Annotated in this window: 15 protein-coding genes; 11 read left to right on the top strand and 4 right to left on the bottom strand. The window is 71.2% G+C overall.

The features are described 5' to 3' along the window. Nucleotides 1-206: 206 nt before the first annotated feature. Complete coding sequence (locus tag AB0D53_RS27310) at nucleotides 207-2,933, bottom strand: SulP family inorganic anion transporter (protein WP_362451199.1); 2,727 nt, start codon at nucleotides 2,931-2,933, stop codon at nucleotides 207-209. A 285-nt stretch (nucleotides 2,934-3,218) separates the two neighbouring features. Here AB0D53_RS27310 and AB0D53_RS27305 point away from each other — a divergent pair, with 285 nt between their 5' ends. Continuing rightward, nucleotides 3,219-4,610, top strand: a complete 1,392-nt coding sequence (locus AB0D53_RS27305) for a hypothetical protein (RefSeq protein ID WP_362451197.1) — start codon at nucleotides 3,219-3,221, stop codon at nucleotides 4,608-4,610. Nucleotides 4,611-4,782: 172 nt separating this feature from the next. Here AB0D53_RS27305 and AB0D53_RS27300 read toward each other — a convergent pair whose 3' ends face one another. Next, nucleotides 4,783-5,778: an ATP-binding protein gene (locus AB0D53_RS27300; RefSeq protein ID WP_362451195.1), complete on the bottom strand. Its 996-nt coding sequence runs from the start codon at nucleotides 5,776-5,778 to the stop codon at nucleotides 4,783-4,785. 102 nt (nucleotides 5,779-5,880) lie between these two features. On the opposite strand from AB0D53_RS27300, the gene AB0D53_RS27295 reads away from it, so the two are divergent. Next, a complete protein-coding gene (locus tag AB0D53_RS27295) occupies nucleotides 5,881-6,705 on the top strand; it encodes an oxidoreductase (RefSeq protein ID WP_362451193.1) in 825 nt (274 codons plus the stop codon). Between the two features lie 522 nt (nucleotides 6,706-7,227). On the opposite strand, the gene AB0D53_RS27290 is transcribed toward AB0D53_RS27295, so the two are convergent. Next, nucleotides 7,228-8,067, bottom strand: coding sequence for an HAD-IB family hydrolase (locus AB0D53_RS27290; protein WP_362451191.1), 840 nt, complete (start codon nucleotides 8,065-8,067; stop codon nucleotides 7,228-7,230). Nucleotides 8,068-8,634: 567 nt separating this feature from the next. On the opposite strand from AB0D53_RS27290, the gene ssd reads away from it, so the two are divergent. The 7 genes from ssd to AB0D53_RS27255 are packed head-to-tail and all read left to right on the top strand — an operon-like array spanning nucleotide 8,635 to nucleotide 13,749. Beyond that, nucleotides 8,635-9,696, top strand: coding sequence for a septum site-determining protein Ssd (gene ssd / locus AB0D53_RS27285; RefSeq protein ID WP_362451289.1), 1,062 nt, complete (start codon nucleotides 8,635-8,637; stop codon nucleotides 9,694-9,696). Continuing rightward, nucleotides 9,693-10,841: a TadA family conjugal transfer-associated ATPase gene (locus AB0D53_RS27280; protein ID WP_362451189.1), complete on the top strand. Its 1,149-nt coding sequence runs from the start codon at nucleotides 9,693-9,695 to the stop codon at nucleotides 10,839-10,841. The genes ssd and AB0D53_RS27280 overlap by 4 nt, the downstream gene beginning before the upstream one ends. Then, a complete protein-coding gene (locus AB0D53_RS27275; protein ID WP_362451187.1) occupies nucleotides 10,838-11,719 on the top strand; it encodes a type II secretion system F family protein in 882 nt (293 codons plus the stop codon). The genes AB0D53_RS27280 and AB0D53_RS27275 overlap by 4 nt, the downstream gene beginning before the upstream one ends. Next, complete coding sequence (locus tag AB0D53_RS27270) at nucleotides 11,716-12,543, top strand: type II secretion system F family protein (protein WP_362451185.1); 828 nt, start codon at nucleotides 11,716-11,718, stop codon at nucleotides 12,541-12,543. Before AB0D53_RS27275 ends, AB0D53_RS27270 begins: the two co-directional genes overlap by 4 nt. Nucleotides 12,544-12,600: 57 nt before the next feature. Further along, a complete protein-coding gene (locus AB0D53_RS27265; RefSeq protein ID WP_362451183.1) occupies nucleotides 12,601-12,801 on the top strand; it encodes a DUF4244 domain-containing protein in 201 nt (66 codons plus the stop codon). After that, nucleotides 12,788-13,186, top strand: a complete 399-nt coding sequence (locus AB0D53_RS27260) for a TadE family type IV pilus minor pilin (protein WP_362451181.1) — start codon at nucleotides 12,788-12,790, stop codon at nucleotides 13,184-13,186. The genes AB0D53_RS27265 and AB0D53_RS27260 overlap by 14 nt, the downstream gene beginning before the upstream one ends. 50 nt (nucleotides 13,187-13,236) lie before the next feature. Continuing rightward, nucleotides 13,237-13,749, top strand: a complete 513-nt coding sequence (locus AB0D53_RS27255) for an Rv3654c family TadE-like protein (RefSeq protein WP_362451287.1) — start codon at nucleotides 13,237-13,239, stop codon at nucleotides 13,747-13,749. Here AB0D53_RS27255 and AB0D53_RS27250 read toward each other — a convergent pair. Then, the gene (locus tag AB0D53_RS27250) at nucleotides 13,679-16,168 is read right to left on the bottom strand and encodes a DEAD/DEAH box helicase (protein WP_362451179.1); all 2,490 of its coding nucleotides are present in this window, start codon (nucleotides 16,166-16,168) and stop codon (nucleotides 13,679-13,681) included. The genes AB0D53_RS27255 and AB0D53_RS27250 overlap by 71 nt on opposite strands. A gap of 78 nt (nucleotides 16,169-16,246) precedes the next feature. On the opposite strand from AB0D53_RS27250, the gene AB0D53_RS27245 reads away from it, so the two are divergent. Both AB0D53_RS27245 and AB0D53_RS27240 read left to right on the top strand, forming a co-directional pair. Next, on the top strand, nucleotides 16,247-16,600 hold the full coding sequence (locus AB0D53_RS27245; protein WP_003967428.1) for an STAS domain-containing protein: 354 nt from the start codon (nucleotides 16,247-16,249) through the stop codon (nucleotides 16,598-16,600). Nucleotides 16,601-17,102: 502 nt separating this feature from the next. Then, nucleotides 17,103-17,585, top strand: a complete 483-nt coding sequence (locus AB0D53_RS27240; protein ID WP_329820350.1) for an ATP-binding protein — start codon at nucleotides 17,103-17,105, stop codon at nucleotides 17,583-17,585. Nucleotides 17,586-17,901 lie beyond the last annotated feature (316 nt).

The raw sequence follows: 17,901 nt of genomic DNA, 5'->3' as shown, positions 1-17,901 counted from the left end.
GTGTCTGCCCGGAATTGGTTTAGACCTGTGTCTCGTGTATGGAGACACGATCCCGCATCCACATGCGGCACGACGGGCGCGGTGCGACGGACGCGACGGATGCGACGCGGTGCGACGGATGCGACGCGGTCTGACGCGGTGCGACGTGGTGCGCCGCAGTGCGGAGGCAGGACCACAAGGTCTCACGGACCCGGGGCAAAGGTGGTTCAGACGCCGCTCCGTTCCAACTCGCCCGGGCCGGAGGGCTCGCCGGGGCCCACCCGGTCGAAGACCTCGTCGAGTTCCAGCCCGCTGCTCGCCCCCTCGGTCAGCAGATACGCCTGCGCCTCGCCCACGTGGAAGTACATGCCGTGAAGGCGCAGCGTGCCCTCGGCGAGCCGCCGTGCCACGGATTCATGTGCCCGCAGATGGTCCAGTTGCTGGACCACATTGGTGAGGCAGAGCTGCTCCAGCGCATCGGTCGGCAGCCGCCCGGAGATCCGGGCCCAGGCGTGGTGCCGGGACGCCATCCGTTCCAGGCTCGGCAGCCCATGTCTCAGCCACCGCCACAGGGACGTGGGCGGAGCGCTCGGGTCCGGTCGGGTGCCGAGCAGCGCCTGCATAGCTCCGCAACCGGAGTGTCCGCAGACGGTGATGGACTCCACCTTCAGTACGTCCACCGCATACTCGATCGCCGCGCCCACCGAGTCGTCGCCCGACTCGGCGTTCGGCAGGGGCACCAGGTTGCCGATGTTCCGCACGGTGAACAGGTCGCCCGGGCCGCTTGCCGTGATCATGCTGGTGACCAGGCGGGAGTCCGCGCAGGTGATGAAGAGCTGGGAGGGGCGCTGGCCCTCGGCGGCCAGTCGGGCCAGTTCGTCGCGCACCAGCGGAGCGGTGTTGCGCTGGAACGAACTGAGGCCGCTGATCAGCCGGTTGCCGCCGGGCCGGCGGCCGGTGGGGGAGTGCGGGCCGGCCACCCGGCCGGGGGAGCGGTGGACAGCGGGCTCCGGGCCCGAGACGCAAGCGGATGCCTTGTGGGGCGTGTCCTGGGATGTGTCGATCCGGTCGGCGCCGGGGTGGGCTTCGGTGGAGCGGCCGATGAAGTGACCGGCCTCGGGCGCGCTGCCGGGCTCGTCGTGGCAGTGGTGGTTGCGCCAGGGCGTCCAGGGGCGGCAACAGGAGTGCGCCGCCGAGGCGGGCTCGGCGATCCGGCCGCCGGACCTGCCGGTGAACACGGCCCTGCCGCCGTGCGCGGTGTGGGCGGTGCTCCAGTCCTGAATCGCCTCGTACGCCGCATGGTCCATGAAGAAGCCGTCCAGTTCGACGACGACATCGCTGCCCTCGGGCAGCTGTCCGAGCGTGCGGCTGAGCCGGGGCACCGCGAGGAACGTCAACTGGCCCCGTACGACGACCAGATGCTGTTCGCCGTGATCGGTGACCGTGATCCGGGTGCGGGCGAGCCGGTGCAGGGCGACCGCCACCGCCACCGCGATACCGATCACCACGCCCTTCAGTACGCCGAAGAGGATCACGCCGGTGATCGTCGCCCCGTACACCAGGACTTCGCGGTGCCTGTGGACGTTGCGGATGTGGGCGAAGCTCACCATCTTGATGCCGACCATCATCACCAGCGCGGCGAGCGCGGCCAGCGGGATCCACTCCAGCACCGTGACCAGCAGCCCGGTGGCGAGCAGCACCCAGACGCCGTGCAGCACGGTGGATGCGCGCCCGGTCGCTCCCGCGCGTACGTTCGCCGAACTGCGCACCGCGCCGCCGGACACGGCCAGTCCGCCCACCAGTCCGGACAAGGTGTTGGCGATGCCCTGGGCCCGCAGCTCACGATCGAGATCGGAGCGTCTGGCGGGCAGCGTGGGCCCGGTGGTCGAGCCGGCTGAACCGGCCGGGCTCGATGGGCCGGACGGCGTGGCCGTTGCTGAGGCCGGGGCCGGGGCCGGGGCCGGGGCCGGGGCCGGGGACGGGGGCGAGTGCGAAGGTGCGGTCGCGTGTGGAGCAGCGCCCGGGTGCGAAGGTGCGGCCGGGGGCGAAGCCGAGGCCGGGTGCGAAGGTGCGGCCGACAGTTTGTCCACGGCCACCGCGGCGAGCAACGACTCCAGGCTGGCCACCAGCATCACCGTGAACACGGCGGTGGCCAGGGCGAGCACGGGGCCGTGCGGCAACTCCGGCAGGGCGTGCGAGCGCCAGGACGGCAGATCGACCCGGGCGATCCCGGGGGCGGCGGTCGCCGCCACCGCCGTAGCGGTCACCACCGCGGCGAGGGCGGCCGGAATCCGTCGTACCCCGCTGCCGATCCGGCCCGGAATCCGCGGCCACAGGGCCAGGACCGCGATGGTCAGCACACCGATGAGCGGGGCGGCCGGACTCACCCGGTCCAACTGTTCTGGAAGTGCGAGGGCGTTGGCGACGGCGGAGCTCTGCGGTGAACCGCCGAGCACGATGTGCAGCTGGGCGAGCGCGATGGCCACGCCGATGCCCGCGAGGGTGCCGTGGACGATGGCGGGGCTGACCGCGAGGGCGCTGCGCGCCGCCCGCAGCGAGCCCAACAGGATCTGCAGAAGCCCGGCGCCGATGGTGATCGCGCAGGTGGTGCGCCAGCCGTAGACCTGGATCAGCTCGGCCGTGACCACGGTCAGGCCGGCGGACGGGCCGCTGACCTGGAGGGGCGTGCCGCCGAGCAGCCCGGCGACGATCCCTCCGATCGCGGCGGAGATGAGGCCGGCTTCCAGCGGGGCGTCCATGGCGACGGCGAGGCCGAGAGACATGGGGACGGCGAGCAGGAAGACGGTGATCGATGCGGACAGATCGGCGCCCGGGATATGGAATCGTCCGCCGCGTGGTGGCGGCGGGCTATGTGGTCGCTTGACTCCCGAGGCACGCGGCGGGCGCGAACTACGGGATGTGCGGTTGTGACGAGTGGGGACGCAAGCAGACATTTTCCCGTCTCCTCCGGGGCAGCGCGGTCGCGGAATGGGGGGACGCGGCCGTGGGTCACGGCGTGCAGCGGCGGGATTTCTCAACTCTCAGTAAACAGATCGTAATGGAGAGTAAAGATTTGTGTCCATGCTTAAGGTCAAATGACTCGTTTGCTCACCCATTCAAGTGAATAAGCATCTTTTCATTCGGCCTGTCGTGCTGATCCGGCGAAGCCGTGTGCGAGCTTGACCGCGCCATGTCGGCACTTCGACGCACATCACCGGCAAGGAAGAGGTGGGCGGATGATGGCCGCCACGACGAGAGTCGCCGAGAAGAGAGTCGTTGCGAGGAGAGCCACCGCGAAGAGGGCCGCCGCCGGGCGGGTCGCCCTGGGGGCCGTGGCCGTCGCGCTGACCGCGGGAGTGGCGGGTTGCTCCTCCGGTTCCGACACCGGCCGCGGATCCGCCGGACCGGGAGCGGCGAAGCCGGCCGCCGGAGCGAAGAAGCCGGCCGCAGGAGCCAGGGAGAAAGCCCCTGAAGCCGCGCCCAAGAACGTCTTCCGGCTCATCGGCGACGGCTCGACCGCCTTCACCGGCAGCCAGCCGAACCAGCCCGTGGCCAAGCGCCTGGTCCCCGGTCGGAAGCCGCCGCAGTTCGTGGTGTTCTCGTGGGACGGTGCGGGTGAGGACAGTCAGAAGCTCTTCTCGCACTTCCGTGAGGTCGGCAAGAAGTATCACGCCGGCATGACGTACTTCCTCAGTGGCGTGTACATGTTGCCGGAGGGCAAGGCGAAGCTCTACGACCCGCCGAAGCACAACGCCGGCAGCTCGGACATCGGCTTCAACGACACCGAGGGAATCCGGAACACCATCATCCAGGTACGCGGGGCCTGGGAGGACGGTGACGAGATCGGCACCCACTTCAACGGCCACTTCTGCGGTCCCGAGGGCGGTGGCACCTGGTCCGTCGACCAGTGGAAGAGCGAGATCGCCCAGGCCAAGTCCTTCGTGAAGAACTGGAAGACCAACGACCCGGGCCTTGAAGGGGAGAAGCCGCTTCCCTTCGACTACGACAAGGAGCTCATCGGCGGCCGCACCCCTTGCCTGGAAGGGCGGAAGAACATGGTCGCAGCAGCACGGACGATGGGCTTCCGCTACGACTCCAGCGGGGTCAACGATCAGGTCTGGCCGAAGAAGAAGGACGGCCTCTGGGACCTGTCGATGCAGCTCGTTCCCGTGCCGGGCCGCGATTTCGAGACCCTGTCGATGGACTACAACTTCATGTTCAACCAGTCCGGAACGACACAGGGCGACCCGGGCCGGCACAAGTACTGGGGCGATCAGATGCGCGACGGCCTGCTCCAGGCATTCGACCGCTCGTACGACGGAAACCGTGCCCCGCTGATCATCGGCAATCACTTCGAGTCCTGGAACGGCGGCACCTACATGCGCGCCGTCGAGGAGACCATCGCGACGGTCTGCACGAAGGAGAACGTGCGCTGCGTGTCCTTCCGGCAGCTCGCCGACTGGCTTGACGCGCAGGACCCGGCGACGCTGGCGAAGCTCGGCACGCTGGAGGTCGGCCAGGCGCCCGCGAAGGGATGGGCCGCGTTCCTCGACGGAACAGGGGCCTCCGGGACCGACCGGGCACCGGAGGCCGACAAGCGTGACCGGGGAACCGCCGGGCACGGCCGCTGAGCTGCGCGGCCTTCGGCTGCGTCCGGCGTGTCATGTGCCGGACGGGCCGGGCAGCAGGGCCGCGCGTCGGGCGCCGGACGGGTCGGAGAGCCGATCCCGTCCGGCGCCCGGGGACGCAACGGCTGCCGCGGGGAGAGCCGAGCGCGAACCCTGCCGGCGGAGTGTCGGCGGCTCAGGCGGGCTGAGCGGCGCCGTCCTGCGCGTACCGCTCGTCGAGGACGAAGGAGGGGTCGACCTGGGCGGCAAGATCGGCCCCCGTCTTCTCGTTGCCCCAGCTCTCCGCGTTCTTCAGATGGAAGTGCACCATCTGCCGTGTGTAGCGCCCCCAGTCCCGCTGTTCGTACGAGTCCTCCGCGGCGTTCTGCAGCGCCTGCAGAGCCATCCGGTTGTCCGCCTCCAGCAGCTCGAAGCGAGCGGGGCGGCCCTTCTCCATCGCCCGAACCCAGTCGGAGTGCCCGATGGAGACCAGCAGGTCGTCGCCCACTTCGGCGCGCAGGAACTCCAGATCGTCCTCGCCCTGCACCTTGTTGCCGATGACCTTCAGCGCAACCCCGAAGTCCCGCGCGTACTCCTTGTACTGGCGATAGACCGAGACACCCTTGCGGGTCGGCTCCGCGACCAGGAACGTCATGTCGAAGCGGGTGAACATCCCCGAGGCGAAGGAGTCCGAGCCGGCCGTCATGTCGACGACGACGTAGTCGTCGGGGCCGTCGACGAGATGGTTGAGGCAGAGCTCGACCGCTCCGACCTTGGAGTGGTAGCAGGCCACGCCCAGATCCGACTCGGTGAACGGTCCGGTGGCCATCAACCGGATGTCCCCGTCGTCGAGCCGGACCGTACGGGCGCACGCGTCGTAGATCGGGTTGTCCTCGCGGACCCGCAGCAGCCGGGAGCCCTCGCCGGGCGGAGTCGTCTTGATCATCGTCTCGCCGGAGGCGATTCGGGGATTGCTGCCTCGCAGATACTCCTTGATCAGAGGCAGGTGCGCTCCCATGGCGGGCAGCGCGGCGGCCTCCTGGTCGTCGAGGCCGAGCGCGGCCCCGAGGTGCTGGTTGATGTCGGCGTCCACCGCGACGACATGGGCTTCATTGGCGGCGAGATGGCGGATGAAGAGCGAGGACAGCGTCGTCTTGCCGCTGCCGCCCTTCCCCACGAAAGCGATCTTCATGTTCACCTAGGGTAGCGGTGCGATCGCGGTCCGCTGTCACACTTCGTGAAGAAGGCCACTCCCGGGCGGCATCGGCGCAGCAGGCGCGTAGCCTCGTTACCTATGAGTACGACTGCCTCTGATCCGCTTGCCGCCCTCGGCACCCTGCCGGGCGTCGCCGATGCGGTGGACTCCGTGCGCAAGGCCGTCGACCGGGTCTACGGTCACCGCGTCATGCGGCGCCGCAGCAATGAGGTCACCGCGGAAGCGGCACTGCGCGGCGCCCGCGGCTCGGCGGCGCTGTCCGGCGCCGACTGGAACCTGGAGGAGGTGCGACGGCGCACCGACTTCAGTGGTGACGACGAGGCACAGGTTGTCGGGGCGGCCCTGCGGCTGACCGCCGAAGCGGGCCAACTGCTCTCCATCTGGCGGCAGTCACCGCTGCGGGTGCTGGCGCGGCTGCATCTGGTCGCGGCCGGTGGGGCGGCACCCGACGACGCCGTGGGCCGGCCGAGGCTGGCGGGAGAGTCCGTGGCCGAGCCACTGGTCGAGGCGCCGCTGCCGGACGCCGACGAGGTGGCCGGGCGACTGGAGGGGCTCTCCGGGCTGATTCTCGCGGGTAGTTCGGCGCCCGCGCTGGTGATGGCGGCGGTCGTGCACGGCGAACTGCTGGCCCTGCGTCCCTTCGGCTCGCACAACGGCCTTGTGGCGCGGACCGCCGAGAGGGTCGTGCTGATCGGGAGCGGGCTCGACCCCAAATCGATCTGCCCCGCCGAGGTCGGCCACGCCGAACAGGGGCGGGCGGCGTACATCGCGGCGTTCGAGGGCTATCTGTCGGGAACGCCGGAGGGGATGGCGGCCTGGATCGCGCACTGCGGTCGCTCCGTGGAGCTGGGTGTCAGGGAGTCGACGGCGGTCTGCGAGGCGCTGCAGCGCGGAGCCGCGTAACGGATAACGGGCGCGTCGTGTGTGCCTCACGGCCGGTGCCGCGATGTGCGTCGGGATGCGTTCCGAGACGTGTGTCGAGTTAAACCCGCCGAAGTAACTTCACCGCGGTAACTTCGCCGAATTGTCTTCGCCGCACCGACTTCACTGCCCGGTAAAAGGGTTGCGGCGGTACCGTCCTCGGTACCGCCGCTGGCATGTCTACCCAGTTACCATGCGTCCTCGATATGTGCCCATCAGGTCGGGATGCTTTGCCCGTTTCCCTGGTGCGGCTGGCCCGTAATCGACGGGTCGACGTCGCGTGGGTGCTCGGTTTTCATGCTCGGTCCGTGGGGCCGTCTCTGCGTTACAGGTAATCCTCTCGGATGTCCTTGGTCTCGCGGGCCGTTGACTCATTTGTACTCCAGGGCCGAGGCGAGCGGTAGTGCTGGCCCCACTTCTTTACTTTTAGGTTCAATTACGGGCGAGTTGGATAATTCGGTGCAGGCCGTATAGGTGTTGCGCCGAGCCTCCGTCCGGGGTGTGTCAGGCGGAGGCCGTGGCAGCGCGGCGGCGGGAGGTGTACCAGACCAGCCCTGCCGTGACGGCGGCCGCGCCCACGGCCGCCGCGGCGACCAACGCCGGACGTGGCGGCAGTGAGAACGCGGGCAGTCGCTGCTTGAGCCGGACCGGCCGGTTGAAGACGAGAACCGGCCACTCGCGGAGGGTCGCCTCGCGCCGCAGCGCGCGATCGGGATTGACCGCGTGCGGATGGCCGACCGACTCCAGCATCGGTACATCAGTGGCGGAGTCGCTGTAGGCGTAGCAGCGGGAGAGGTCGTACCCCTCCGACACCGCGAGGGATCTGATCGCCTCGGCCTTGGTCGGCCCGTACGCGTAGTACTCGACCTCGCCGGTGAAGCAGCCGTCGTCGCCGACGACCATTCGGGTGGCGACGACCCGGTCGGCACCGAGCAGCTCGCCGATCGGTTCGACGACCTCGGCGCCCGAGGTCGAAACGATCACCACATCGCGTCCGGCGGTGTGATGCTCTTCGATGAGTGTCGCGGCTTCGTCGTAGATGATGGGGTCGATCAGATCATGAAGGGTCTCGGCGACGATTTCCTTCACTTGCTGGACGTTCCAGCCCTTGCAGAGTGCGGAGAGATATTCCCGCATCCGCTCCATCTGGTCGTGATCTGCACCCCCGGCAAGGAACACGAACTGTGCGTACGCGGTGCGCAGTACAGCGCGGCGGTTGATCAGTCCGCCTTGGTAGAAGGACTTGCTGAAGGTCAGCGTCGAAGACTTCGCAATGACCGTCTTGTCCAGGTCAAAGAAGGCGGCTGTGCGCGGCAAGAAGCGGTTTTCCACAAGGCAGAGCATAGGGGGACACCATTCGGCGTAAACTCCGGCGCGTGGGTTTGCCTGAGAAGGCTCTCGGGTACACCATGGAAGTCACGGATCGTTCGCGACCGTGCTAACCCGGTCCGGCTCCTCCCCCCCCGAGTCGGCCGTGGGGACGACCCCCGCTCTCCCCCCCCGGCGGGGGTCGTCGCATGTCCGGACGCGTTTTTGCTGTTCGGAACCAAGCATTCTGCCTCCATTCCGGGCGCGACGGCCCGCTTCTCGGTCCGTCTCCCATCACCTTGACTCGTCACGCTGTGTAGCGGAAGGGGTGCGCTCCGGAAGTCGCCGGTTTGAGCGACGGAGATATCCACAACAGCGGAGTTGTCCACAGTTTTCGAGCAAGATCCACACGATTTCCCGAAGCGCTGCACGGTGATTCCAGCCGCGAAGTCCGCGGGTTGTGGAATCGCCGGTCCCGGAACGCTCCGGGCTCACCGCGATCCGCGACGAAGGTGCAGTGAGAAGGGGGCGGAGATCGTGGCCGAGTCCATCGCGCGGGATCCTCTGCCGGCCGCCGGAGTGCGGCGGGGCGGACCGCTGATCGTGACCGAGGATGTGGAACTGCTCGACGATCTGCTGCGGCTGTGTGCGGCCGCCGGGGCGGAACCGGAAGTTCATCACTCGCTGCCCGAGAACAGAGGCAGTTGGGAGCAGGCCCCGATGGTCCTGGTGGGCGACGACGCCGCCCAGCGGTGTCGAGGGGCGGTACGCAGGCGGGGTGTGATGCTCGTCGGCCGGGATCAGGACGCCCCGGACGTCTGGCGCCGCGCTGTGGAGATCGGGGCCGAATACGTGCTGAGGCTGCCCGATTCGGAGAGCTGGCTCGTCGACCAGATCGCCAATGCGTCGGAAGGCGTGGGCCGGCCGGCGCTCACCGTGGGGGTGATCGGCGGCCGGGGCGGCTCCGGCGCGTCCACCCTGGCCTGCGCCCTCGCGGTGACCGCAGCCAGGGCCGGGCGGCGGACCATGCTGATCGACGCTGATCCGCTCGGCGGCGGCATCGACGTGCTGCTCGGCGGCGAACGGGCCGAGGGAATGCGATGGCCGGATTTCGCTCATTCCAAGGGGCGGGTCGGTGGAGGCGCGCTGGAGGAATCACTTCCGGCGCTCCACGGGTTGCGGGTGCTCAGCTGGGGCCGCGACGACTGGGTGGTCATCCCGCCGCAGGCCATACGGGCCGTGCTGGCCGCCGCCCGCAGGCTCGGCGGGGTGGTGGTCGTCGATCTGCCGCGCCGGGTCGACGAATCGGTGGCCGAGGCGCTCGCACAGCTGGACCTCGGGCTGTTGGTGGTACCGGGTGAGCTTCGAGCGGTCGCGGCGGCGAAGCGGGTGGCGTCGATGGCCGGGATGGTCCTGGACGACCTGCGGGTGGTGTCCCGCGGGCCGTACGCGGCGGGCCTCGACGAACGGTGGGTGGCGCAGGCGCTCGGGCTGCCGCTCGCCGGTGAACTCCCTCTCGACGCCGGGCTGTCGGCCGCTCAGGACGGCGGTGCGCCGCCGGGTGGCAGCGCGCGCGGTCCGCTGGCCAGGTTCTGCGCGGCGTTCTGGGAGCGGGCGCTCGCGCCGGAGGGCGCGGGGGGACGCGCCGGTGGAGGTGCGTCATGACGGAGACGCTGCTCGATGCGGTACGGCAGCGGCTCGCGCAGAGCGGCACGGCACCGACCCCGGCCGGGGTGGCGGCCGCGCTGCGGGCCCAGGGGAGGCTGCTCGGGGACGCCGAAGTGCTCGGTGCGGCTGACGAGTTGCGTGGCGAACTGGTCGGGACCGGGGTGCTGGAGCCGCTGCTCGCCGATCCGGAGGTCACGGATGTGCTGGTCTCCGCGCCGGACCGGGTGTGGGTGGACCGGGGTGGTGGCCTCGAACTCACCGGGGTGACCTTCACGGACGCCGCTGCGGTGCGCAGGCTGGCCCAGCGGCTGGCCGCCGTGGCGGGGCGACGGCTGGACGACGCCCGCCCCTGGGTGGACGCGAGGCTGCCGGACGGCACCCGTATGCATGCCGTGCTGCCACCGGTGTCCGTCGGCTCGACGTGTCTGTCGCTGCGAGTGGTGCGGCCCAGGGCCTTCTCGCTGACGGAGCTGGTCGCGGCGGGGACGGTGCCGCCGGGCGGTGAGCGGGTGCTGAGGGCCCTGGTGGAGGCCCGGGTCTCGTATCTGATCAGTGGAGGGACGGGTGCGGGCAAGACGACTCTTCTGTCCAGTCTGCTGGGTGCGGTCGGGAAGCGGGAGCGGATCGTGCTCGCCGAGGACTCCGCGGAGCTGCGGCCGGACCACCCCCATGTGGTGCGGCTGGAGTCGCGCCCCGCCAACCAGGAGGGGGCGGGCCGGGTGACGCTCCGGGACCTGGTGCGGCAGGCGCTGCGGATGCGGCCCGACCGGCTGGTGGTCGGAGAGGTGCGCGGCGCAGAGGTCACCGAACTCCTGGCTGCTCTGAACACCGGCCACGAAGGCGGCTGCGGGACGGTTCACGCCAATGCGGCCGAGCACGTACCGGCCCGTCTGGAAGCGCTGGGGACGGCGGCGGGGCTGGACCGGACAGCGCTGCACAGCCAGTTGGCGGCTGCGCTGTCGGTGGTGGTCCATCTCGTACGGGACCGGGCCGGACAGCGGCGCATCGCCGAGGTGCAGGTCCTGGAACGGGACGCGGCAGGGCTGGTGATGACCGTTCCCGCACTGCGCTGGGGCGCCGATGGATTCGTGCGGGAGCGTGGCTGGGAGCGGCTGCGGTCGCTGATCGGGGGTGCGTTGTGACCGGGGGTGCGCCGACGGGGCTGTCGACGGGCGTGAGCTGTGCGGTGGTCCTGTGCGTCGGGGTGGCGGCCTGGCTGGTGGTGGCGCAGGACCACGGGCGGCGGAGGGCCCGGGTGCTGTTCGTCGACGGGGTGGACCGGTCGCCGCCGCGTGCGCGCTGGGAGCGGGCCGGGGCGCAGGTGCTGGGGCGGGTGCGGGAGCGGCGGGAGTGGCTCTGCCTCCCGGCTGCGGTGGTCGTCGCCGTGTTGGGCGAGTCGGTGCTGCCGCTGTTGGCCGGGGCACTGGCGGTGCCGCTGGTGCGGCGGTGGCTGCGCAGGCGGGCCCGGGACAGGGAGCGGGAACGCGGGGCGGCCGGGGTGGTGGCGCTGTGCGGTGTGGTCGTGGGTGAGCTGCGGGCCGGACACGAACCGGGCCGGGCGCTGCTCGTCGCCGTCCGCGGCACCGGGGCGATCGGGGCAGCGGAGGCCGGTGTGTCCGCCGCGGCGCAATTCGGTGGCGATGTGCCGGGGGCACTGCTGCAGGCGGCACGGGAACCGGGCCTGGACGGGCTCGCCGGGGTGGCGGCCTGCTGGCGGGTGGCGGCCGACGGTGGGGCCGGACTCGCGGCGGGTCTGGACCGCCTGGAGGGCGCGTTGCGGGCCGAGCGGCGCGGACGGGAGGAGCTTCGGGCCCAACTGGCGGGTGCCTGGTCGACGGTGGCCGTGCTGGCGCTGCTTCCGGTGCTGGGCATGGGGCTGGGGGCGGCGCTGGGGGCCGACCCGTTGAGGGTGTTGCTGCACACACCGGCCGGGCTGGTCTGTCTGGTGACGGGCGGACTGCTGGAGGCGGCCGGGCTGTACTGGGCCGGCCGGATCGTACGGGCGGGGGAGGCGGCATGAGCGGGGCCGCCGGTGAAGCCGTTCATCGGGTGGCGGCAGTGTGCGCGGTGCTGAGCGCGGTCGCCGGTGCGGGCTTCGCCCTGGCGGGAGCGCGGCGGGGCCGGACGGTGCGTCGCCGGGGCGCGGTGCTGCTGGCGATCGGCGTGCGGAAGCGTCGGCGCGGTCGGAGGCGCGGCTGTGGGCAGGGCCGTCGTGGGCACCCGGCATCCGGTGTCCGGGCGAAGGAGTGGATCGCACCGGTGGGTGCTGTGGCTGCGGGCTGGGTCCTGGTCGGCGGCCTGCCGGGGTGCGTGGCGGGGCTGGCAGTGGCGTACGGCGCCTGGCGGTGGCAGCGGTCCCGGCGCGGACCCGGACCGGGAGCCGGGCAGACGGAGTCGGCGGAGGCCGCACGTCAGCTCCCTTTGGCGGCCGATCTGCTGGCGGCCTGCATCTCGGCCGGAGCCGGGCCGCGGGAGGCTGCGGAGGCGGTGGGGGAGTCGCTCGGTGGGCCGGTCGGCGTGCGGCTGGCGCGGACGGCCGCGGAGATCCGTCTCGGTGGTGAACCCGCGGTGGCCTGGGGGCGGTTCGGGGAGATACCGGGTGCGAGTGCGCTGGCCCGATGTCTGGAGCGGGCGGGGTCGACCGGGGCCCCGGCGGCGGAGCCGGTGGCGAGGCTGGCCGAGGCGATGCGGGCCGAGCGTGCGAGTGCGGCCGTGGCGCGCGCCCAGCGGGCCGGGGTGGCGGTCACCGCCCCCGTCGGACTCTGTTTTCTGCCCGCGTTCCTGATGGTCGGGGTGGCACCGGTGGTGATCGGCCTGGCGACCGGACTGCTCCGCATCGGATGACCGAAAAGTATGAATAAAAACCATTCAGCATGAATGAGAAATTCCACGGGGGTTGGGATGGTACGGCGAATCAAGGGCTGGGTGCGTGGCATGGCACGCCGAGTCCGGACGGACAACGGAATGACAACGTCCGAATACGCGGTGGGGACGATTGCGGCCTGTGCGTTCGCGGCGGTGCTCTACAAGGTGGTCACCAGCCAGCCGGTGATGTCCGCGCTGCAGTCACTGTTGAAGGACGCGCTCGATGCGAAGTTCTGAGAGCAGGAGAAGCGCGGGAAGCGGGGGAGCCGGGGCCCGGGGGGACCGGGGCGCGGTGACGGCGGAAGCGGCCATGGCGATTCCGGTGCTGGTGGTGTTCGCCCTGACGCTGGTGTGGGCGCTGATGGCCGCCTCCGCCCAGATCCGGTGTGTGGACGCGGCACGGGCCGGCGCGAGGGCGGCCGCCCGTTCCGAGCCGGAGGCGCAGGCGCTGGAGGCCGCCCGTTCGGCCGCACCGGGCGGGGCCGAAGTCGCGATGGAACGGAGCGGGGAGCTGTGGCGGGTCCGGGTGGCGGCATCGATGCCGGGGCCGGGACCACTGGCCCTGAAACTTCGCGCCGAGGCGGCGGCACTGGCCGAGGACACGGTGGGGGTGGCGCAGTGACCGGGACGCGCCGGAAGCGGTGTGCGGCCGCCCTCGCTCGCCTGCGCGCAATCCGTGGGCCGGCGGACGGGGACAGGGGGCTGGCCACTGTGTGGGTGGCGATGACCACGGCCACGTTGTGTGCGGTGTTCGCGGTCGTGCTGGCCCTCGGGCAGGTGGTGGCCGTTCGGCACCGGGCGGGCGGTGCGGCGGACCTGGCAGCCCTGGCGGCGGCCGACCGGGCCCTGCAAGGGCCTGGGGCGGCATGCGGGGCCGCCGAGCAGGTGGCCGCGGCGCAGGGGGCCGTGGTCGTCCGGTGTGCGGTGCGCGGGGAGGTCGCCGATGTGACGGCCCGGGTGAGTCTCGGGCCGTACGAACCAGTGGTCAGGTCCAGGGCCGGCCCTCCGGGGGCTGCCCCCGGTCCTCCCGGGCCGGTGCCGCCGACCCGGCCTCCTGACCCCGGGCCACCTGCGCCCCGGTCACCTGCTGCCCGGCCTTCCCCGCCCCGGCCTCCTACGCCTTCGGCGGATCCTCCGGGCCGGGTGCCCCGGGGGCCGGAGGCGCGCACCGCAGGAGTTCGGTGAGGAGGCGCACGGCACCGCGCTTGTGCAGTGGTTCGTTGCCGTTGCCGCACTTGGGGGACTGGACGCAGGACGGGCAGCCCGCCTCGCATTCGCAGGAGGCGATGGCCTGGCGGGTCGCGGTCAGCCACGTACGGGCGGTGTGGAAGGCCCGCTCGGCGAATCCGGCGCCGCCCGGGTGGCCGTCGTACACGAAGACCGTGGGCAGCAGGGTGTCCGGATGCAGGGGCACGGAGACGCCGCCGATGTCCCACCGGTCGCAGGTGGCGAAGAGCGGCAGCATCCCGATCGACGCGTGCTCCGCGGCGTGCAGGGTGCCGCCCAGGATCTCCGGGTTGATGCGGGCGGCGTCGAGCTGGTCCTCGGTGACCGTCCACCAGACGGCGCGGGTGCGCAGAGTGCGGGGCGGCAGGTCCAGCTTGGTCTCGCCGAGGACCTCGCCGGTGATCAGCCTGCGGCGCAGGAAGGAGACGACCTGGCTGGTGACCTCCACCGAGCCGTAGCAGAGCCGTCCGGTACCCCACGGGATCTCGGTGTCGGTCTCCAGGACGGCGATGGAGGTGGTGTCGCGTGCGGTGGTCGAGTACGGCGGGACGGCCTCCTCGACCAGGGCCACCGAGTCCTCCAGGTCCAGCTTCCGGACCAGGTAGGTGCGGCCCTGGTGGAGGTGGACGGCGCCTTCGTGGACGGCGGTGTGCGCGGCCGACTCGTCGACGGTGCCCAGCAGCCGGCCGGTGCCCTCCTCGACGATCTGGACGGGGCGGCCGCCCTCGCCGCGGATGTCGGTGAGGTCGGCGGCGCGCTCGCGGCGGGTCCAGTGCCAGCCCGACGGCCGCCTGCGCAGCAGTTTCGCGGTTTCCAGCTGCGGCAGCAGTTCGGCCACGGCCGGGCCGAAGAGCTCCAGGTCCGGATCGGTGAGGGGGAGCTCGGCGGCGGCGGCGCACAGATGGGGGGCGAGGACGTACGGATTGTCCGGGTCGAGGACGGTCGACTCCACGGGCTGCTGGAACAGCGCCTCGGGATGGTGGACGAGGAAGGTGTCCAGCGGGTCGTCGCGGGCCACCAGGACGGCCAGGGCACCCTGCCCGGAGCGTCCGGCGCGGCCCGCCTGCTGCCACAGCGACGCCCGGGTGCCGGGGTAGCCGGCGATGACGACGGCATCCAGGCCGGAGACGTCGATGCCGAGTTCGAGGGCGGTGGTGGCGGCCAGTCCGAGCAGCTGCCCGGAGTGCAGGGCGCGCTCCAGGGCGCGGCGTTCCTCGGGGAGGTAGCCCCCGCGGTAGGCGGCGACCCGGGCCGGCAGGGAACGGTCCACCTCGGCGAGGCGCTCCTTGGCGATGACGGAGATCAGCTCGGCGCCGCGCCGGGAACGTACGAAGGCGACCGAGCGGACGCCCTGGACGGTGAGATCGGTGAGGAGGTCGGCGGTCTCGGCGGTGGCGGTGCGCCGGACCGGGGCGCCCTTCTCGCCGTGCAGATCGGTCAGGGGCGGCTCCCACAGCGCGAAGACCATTTCGCCGCGGGGCGAGGAGTCGTCGGCGACCTCCTTGACCGGGAGGCCGGTGAGCCGGCCGGCCGCGACGGAGGGTTCCGCCGCGGTGGCGGAGGCGAGGAGGAAGACCGGATCGGCGCCGTAACGGGCGCACAGGCGGCGGAGCCGGCGTACCACCTGGGCGACGTGGGAGCCGAAGACACCGCGGTAGGTGTGGCACTCGTCGATGACGACGAAGCGCAGGGCGCGCAGGAAGGAGGACCAGCGGGGGTGGGACGGGAGTATCCCGCGGTGCAGCATGTCGGGGTTGGTCAGGACGTAGTTGGCGTACTGGCGCACCCACTCGCGTTCCTCGACCGGGGTGTCGCCGTCGTAGACCGCGGGCCGGACGGCGTTGCCGAGCGGTGCTGCGAGCTGCTTCACGGCACGCCTCTGATCGGCGGCCAGGGCCTTGGTGGGGGCCAGGTACAGGGCGGTGGCGCCGCGGCCGTTCGGGGCCTCGGAGCCGTCGAGCAGGGCGCTGAGGACCGGGGCGAGGTAGGCGAGGGACTTGCCGGACGCCGTGCCGGTGGCGATGACCACGGATTCGCCGTCCAGGGCGTGCTCGGCTGCTGCTGCCTGGTGCGCCCACGGATGGTCGATTCCGGCCTTCCGGATCGCGGCGACGACTTCCGGCCGGATGCGATCGGGCCAAATGGCATGGGTTCCCGCACGCGGGGGCAAGTGCTCCGTATGAGTGATGCGCGCGGACCGGCCCGCCACTGCGGCGAGCCGGTCGAGGACCATGGCGGGAGAAGGGCTGGACTCGCTGTTCCCGGGTGGTCGACTGGGACGGTGATTCTTGGCCATCGGTACCGAGTGTGTCACTGGCGTGACGGACAATGGTCCCAAGGCGTCGTGCATGCCTGCTGGTAAGTGATTGAATGCCATCGCGGCTGGCGATCCGTTCCCTGGCTCCGCCGGGGAGACCGAGGGGCGACCGCTCGATAGCAAGGTGCTGGAGGATCCGTGGACCTGTCCTTGTCGACTCGCAATGTGTCCGGCCCTGGTGGCGACCGTACGGTCGTCGAGGTCGGTGGCGAGATTGATGTGTATACCGCGCCCAAGCTGCGCGAGCAGTTGGTCGAGTTGGTGAATGACGGCAGCTACCACCTGGTTGTCGACATGGAAGGCGTCGACTTCCTCGACTCCACCGGCCTCGGCGTGCTCGTGGGCGGCCTGAAGCGTGTCCGGGCCCATGAGGGCTCGCTGCGCCTGGTCTGCAACCAGGAGCGCATTCTCAAGATCTTCCGGATCACTGGTCTGACCAAGGTGTTCCCCATTCACACCACGGTCGACGAGGCCGTCGCGGCCACCGACTGACGGTCCGCCCGAGGCCGGTCCACCGATCGATCGGATCGGCCGGAGGCGGTTCGGCACGCAGCCGGCGCATCTGCTGCCCACCGGGCAGCCGGTGCGATGCGTGCGTGCCTGGTGGCCGATGTGTCGTGAGGCACACCGATCGGCCGGTCGGACAGCGACCGGTCGGGCGATCGGAGGCCTGGGAGCCGGGTGACCGGCGCCCCGGGCGGCCGGGCAGCCGGGCCGGTCGGAGTTCGACGGGATGCCGGCCGGTCGGCCGGTGAGCCGTTCGGCAGCCGGCCGGTGGTCAGCCGCTCTGTCTTCCGAGGCCGGGGCGTCCGTCGGCCAGGTCGGCTCCGGCGGCTGTCCGGCGGGGCCGGCGCGGCAAGACGGTTGCGGAAGGCGAGCCGTCGGCCGGAAGAAGACGAGCCGTCGGCCCGGAAAAAGAGAAGAAAAGAGCAGGGACATCGGGCAGCACGCCCGGGCCCCTGGGATGCACGCCCGTACGTCTGAGGGGTATCGCATGACCACCGTTGAACTCCGCTTCAGCGCCCAGCCCGAACACGTCAGGACGGCCCGCCTCGTGGCGGCCGCCGTGGCGCGCCGGGCAGGGGTCGACGAAGCCGTGCTCGACGAGGTCAGACTCGCAGTCGGTGAGGCCTGCAGCCGAGCTGTCGGGCTGCACCGCAGCCATGGCATCACCGCTCCCGTCTCCGTCGTTTTGATCGAGGAGGAGAAGTCCTTCTCCGCCGAGGTCGGCGACGAGGTCCCCGGGCCCGGGGACGATCCCGCTCTCGGTGGGCCCGCCGGAGCCTCCGCGGCACGCGGCGCCACGCCCGGCGCGGGGCTCGACGAGCCGGGTCACGAGAGCGAGGCGGACGGCGAGGACGAGATGGGTCTCGCGGTCATCAGCGGCCTCGTCGACGATGTGGAAGTCAGATCGGGAGCCAAGGGCGGAGTGATCCGTATGAGCTGGCCGAAGACGCCCGTGACAGTGCTGCCGTGACAGTCCTGCTGTGGCAGCTATGCCGTGGCAGCCCCGCCGTGACAGTGCTGCCGCGCCGATGCTCCCCGGGCGCCCCTTGCTCTTCCGGAGTCTCCTCCGAGCCCCCCGGCGCCCCGGGCGTCGCAAGGGCCCCAGGGGCCCGAGGCGTCTTCCTCGCTCCGTTTCTTGATCCGCCTTTTGAGGCCCTGCCGAGCAGGGCCTTTTTCATTTGTGTGTGATCGTTCATGCGTGATCGCCGATCTGCGGAAAATGTGTCTGCCCCATTACTGCATTCGGGTCGTTTCAGGAGTTCGATCATTTGCCGATCGGCTGATGA

The sequence above is a fragment of the Streptomyces sp. NPDC048295 genome (assembly GCF_040652135.1).
Lineage (GTDB): Bacteria > Actinomycetota > Actinomycetes > Streptomycetales > Streptomycetaceae > Streptomyces.
Note: the sequence above shows the minus strand (reverse complement) of the source record. Positions and strands in the feature narration are given on the sequence as shown.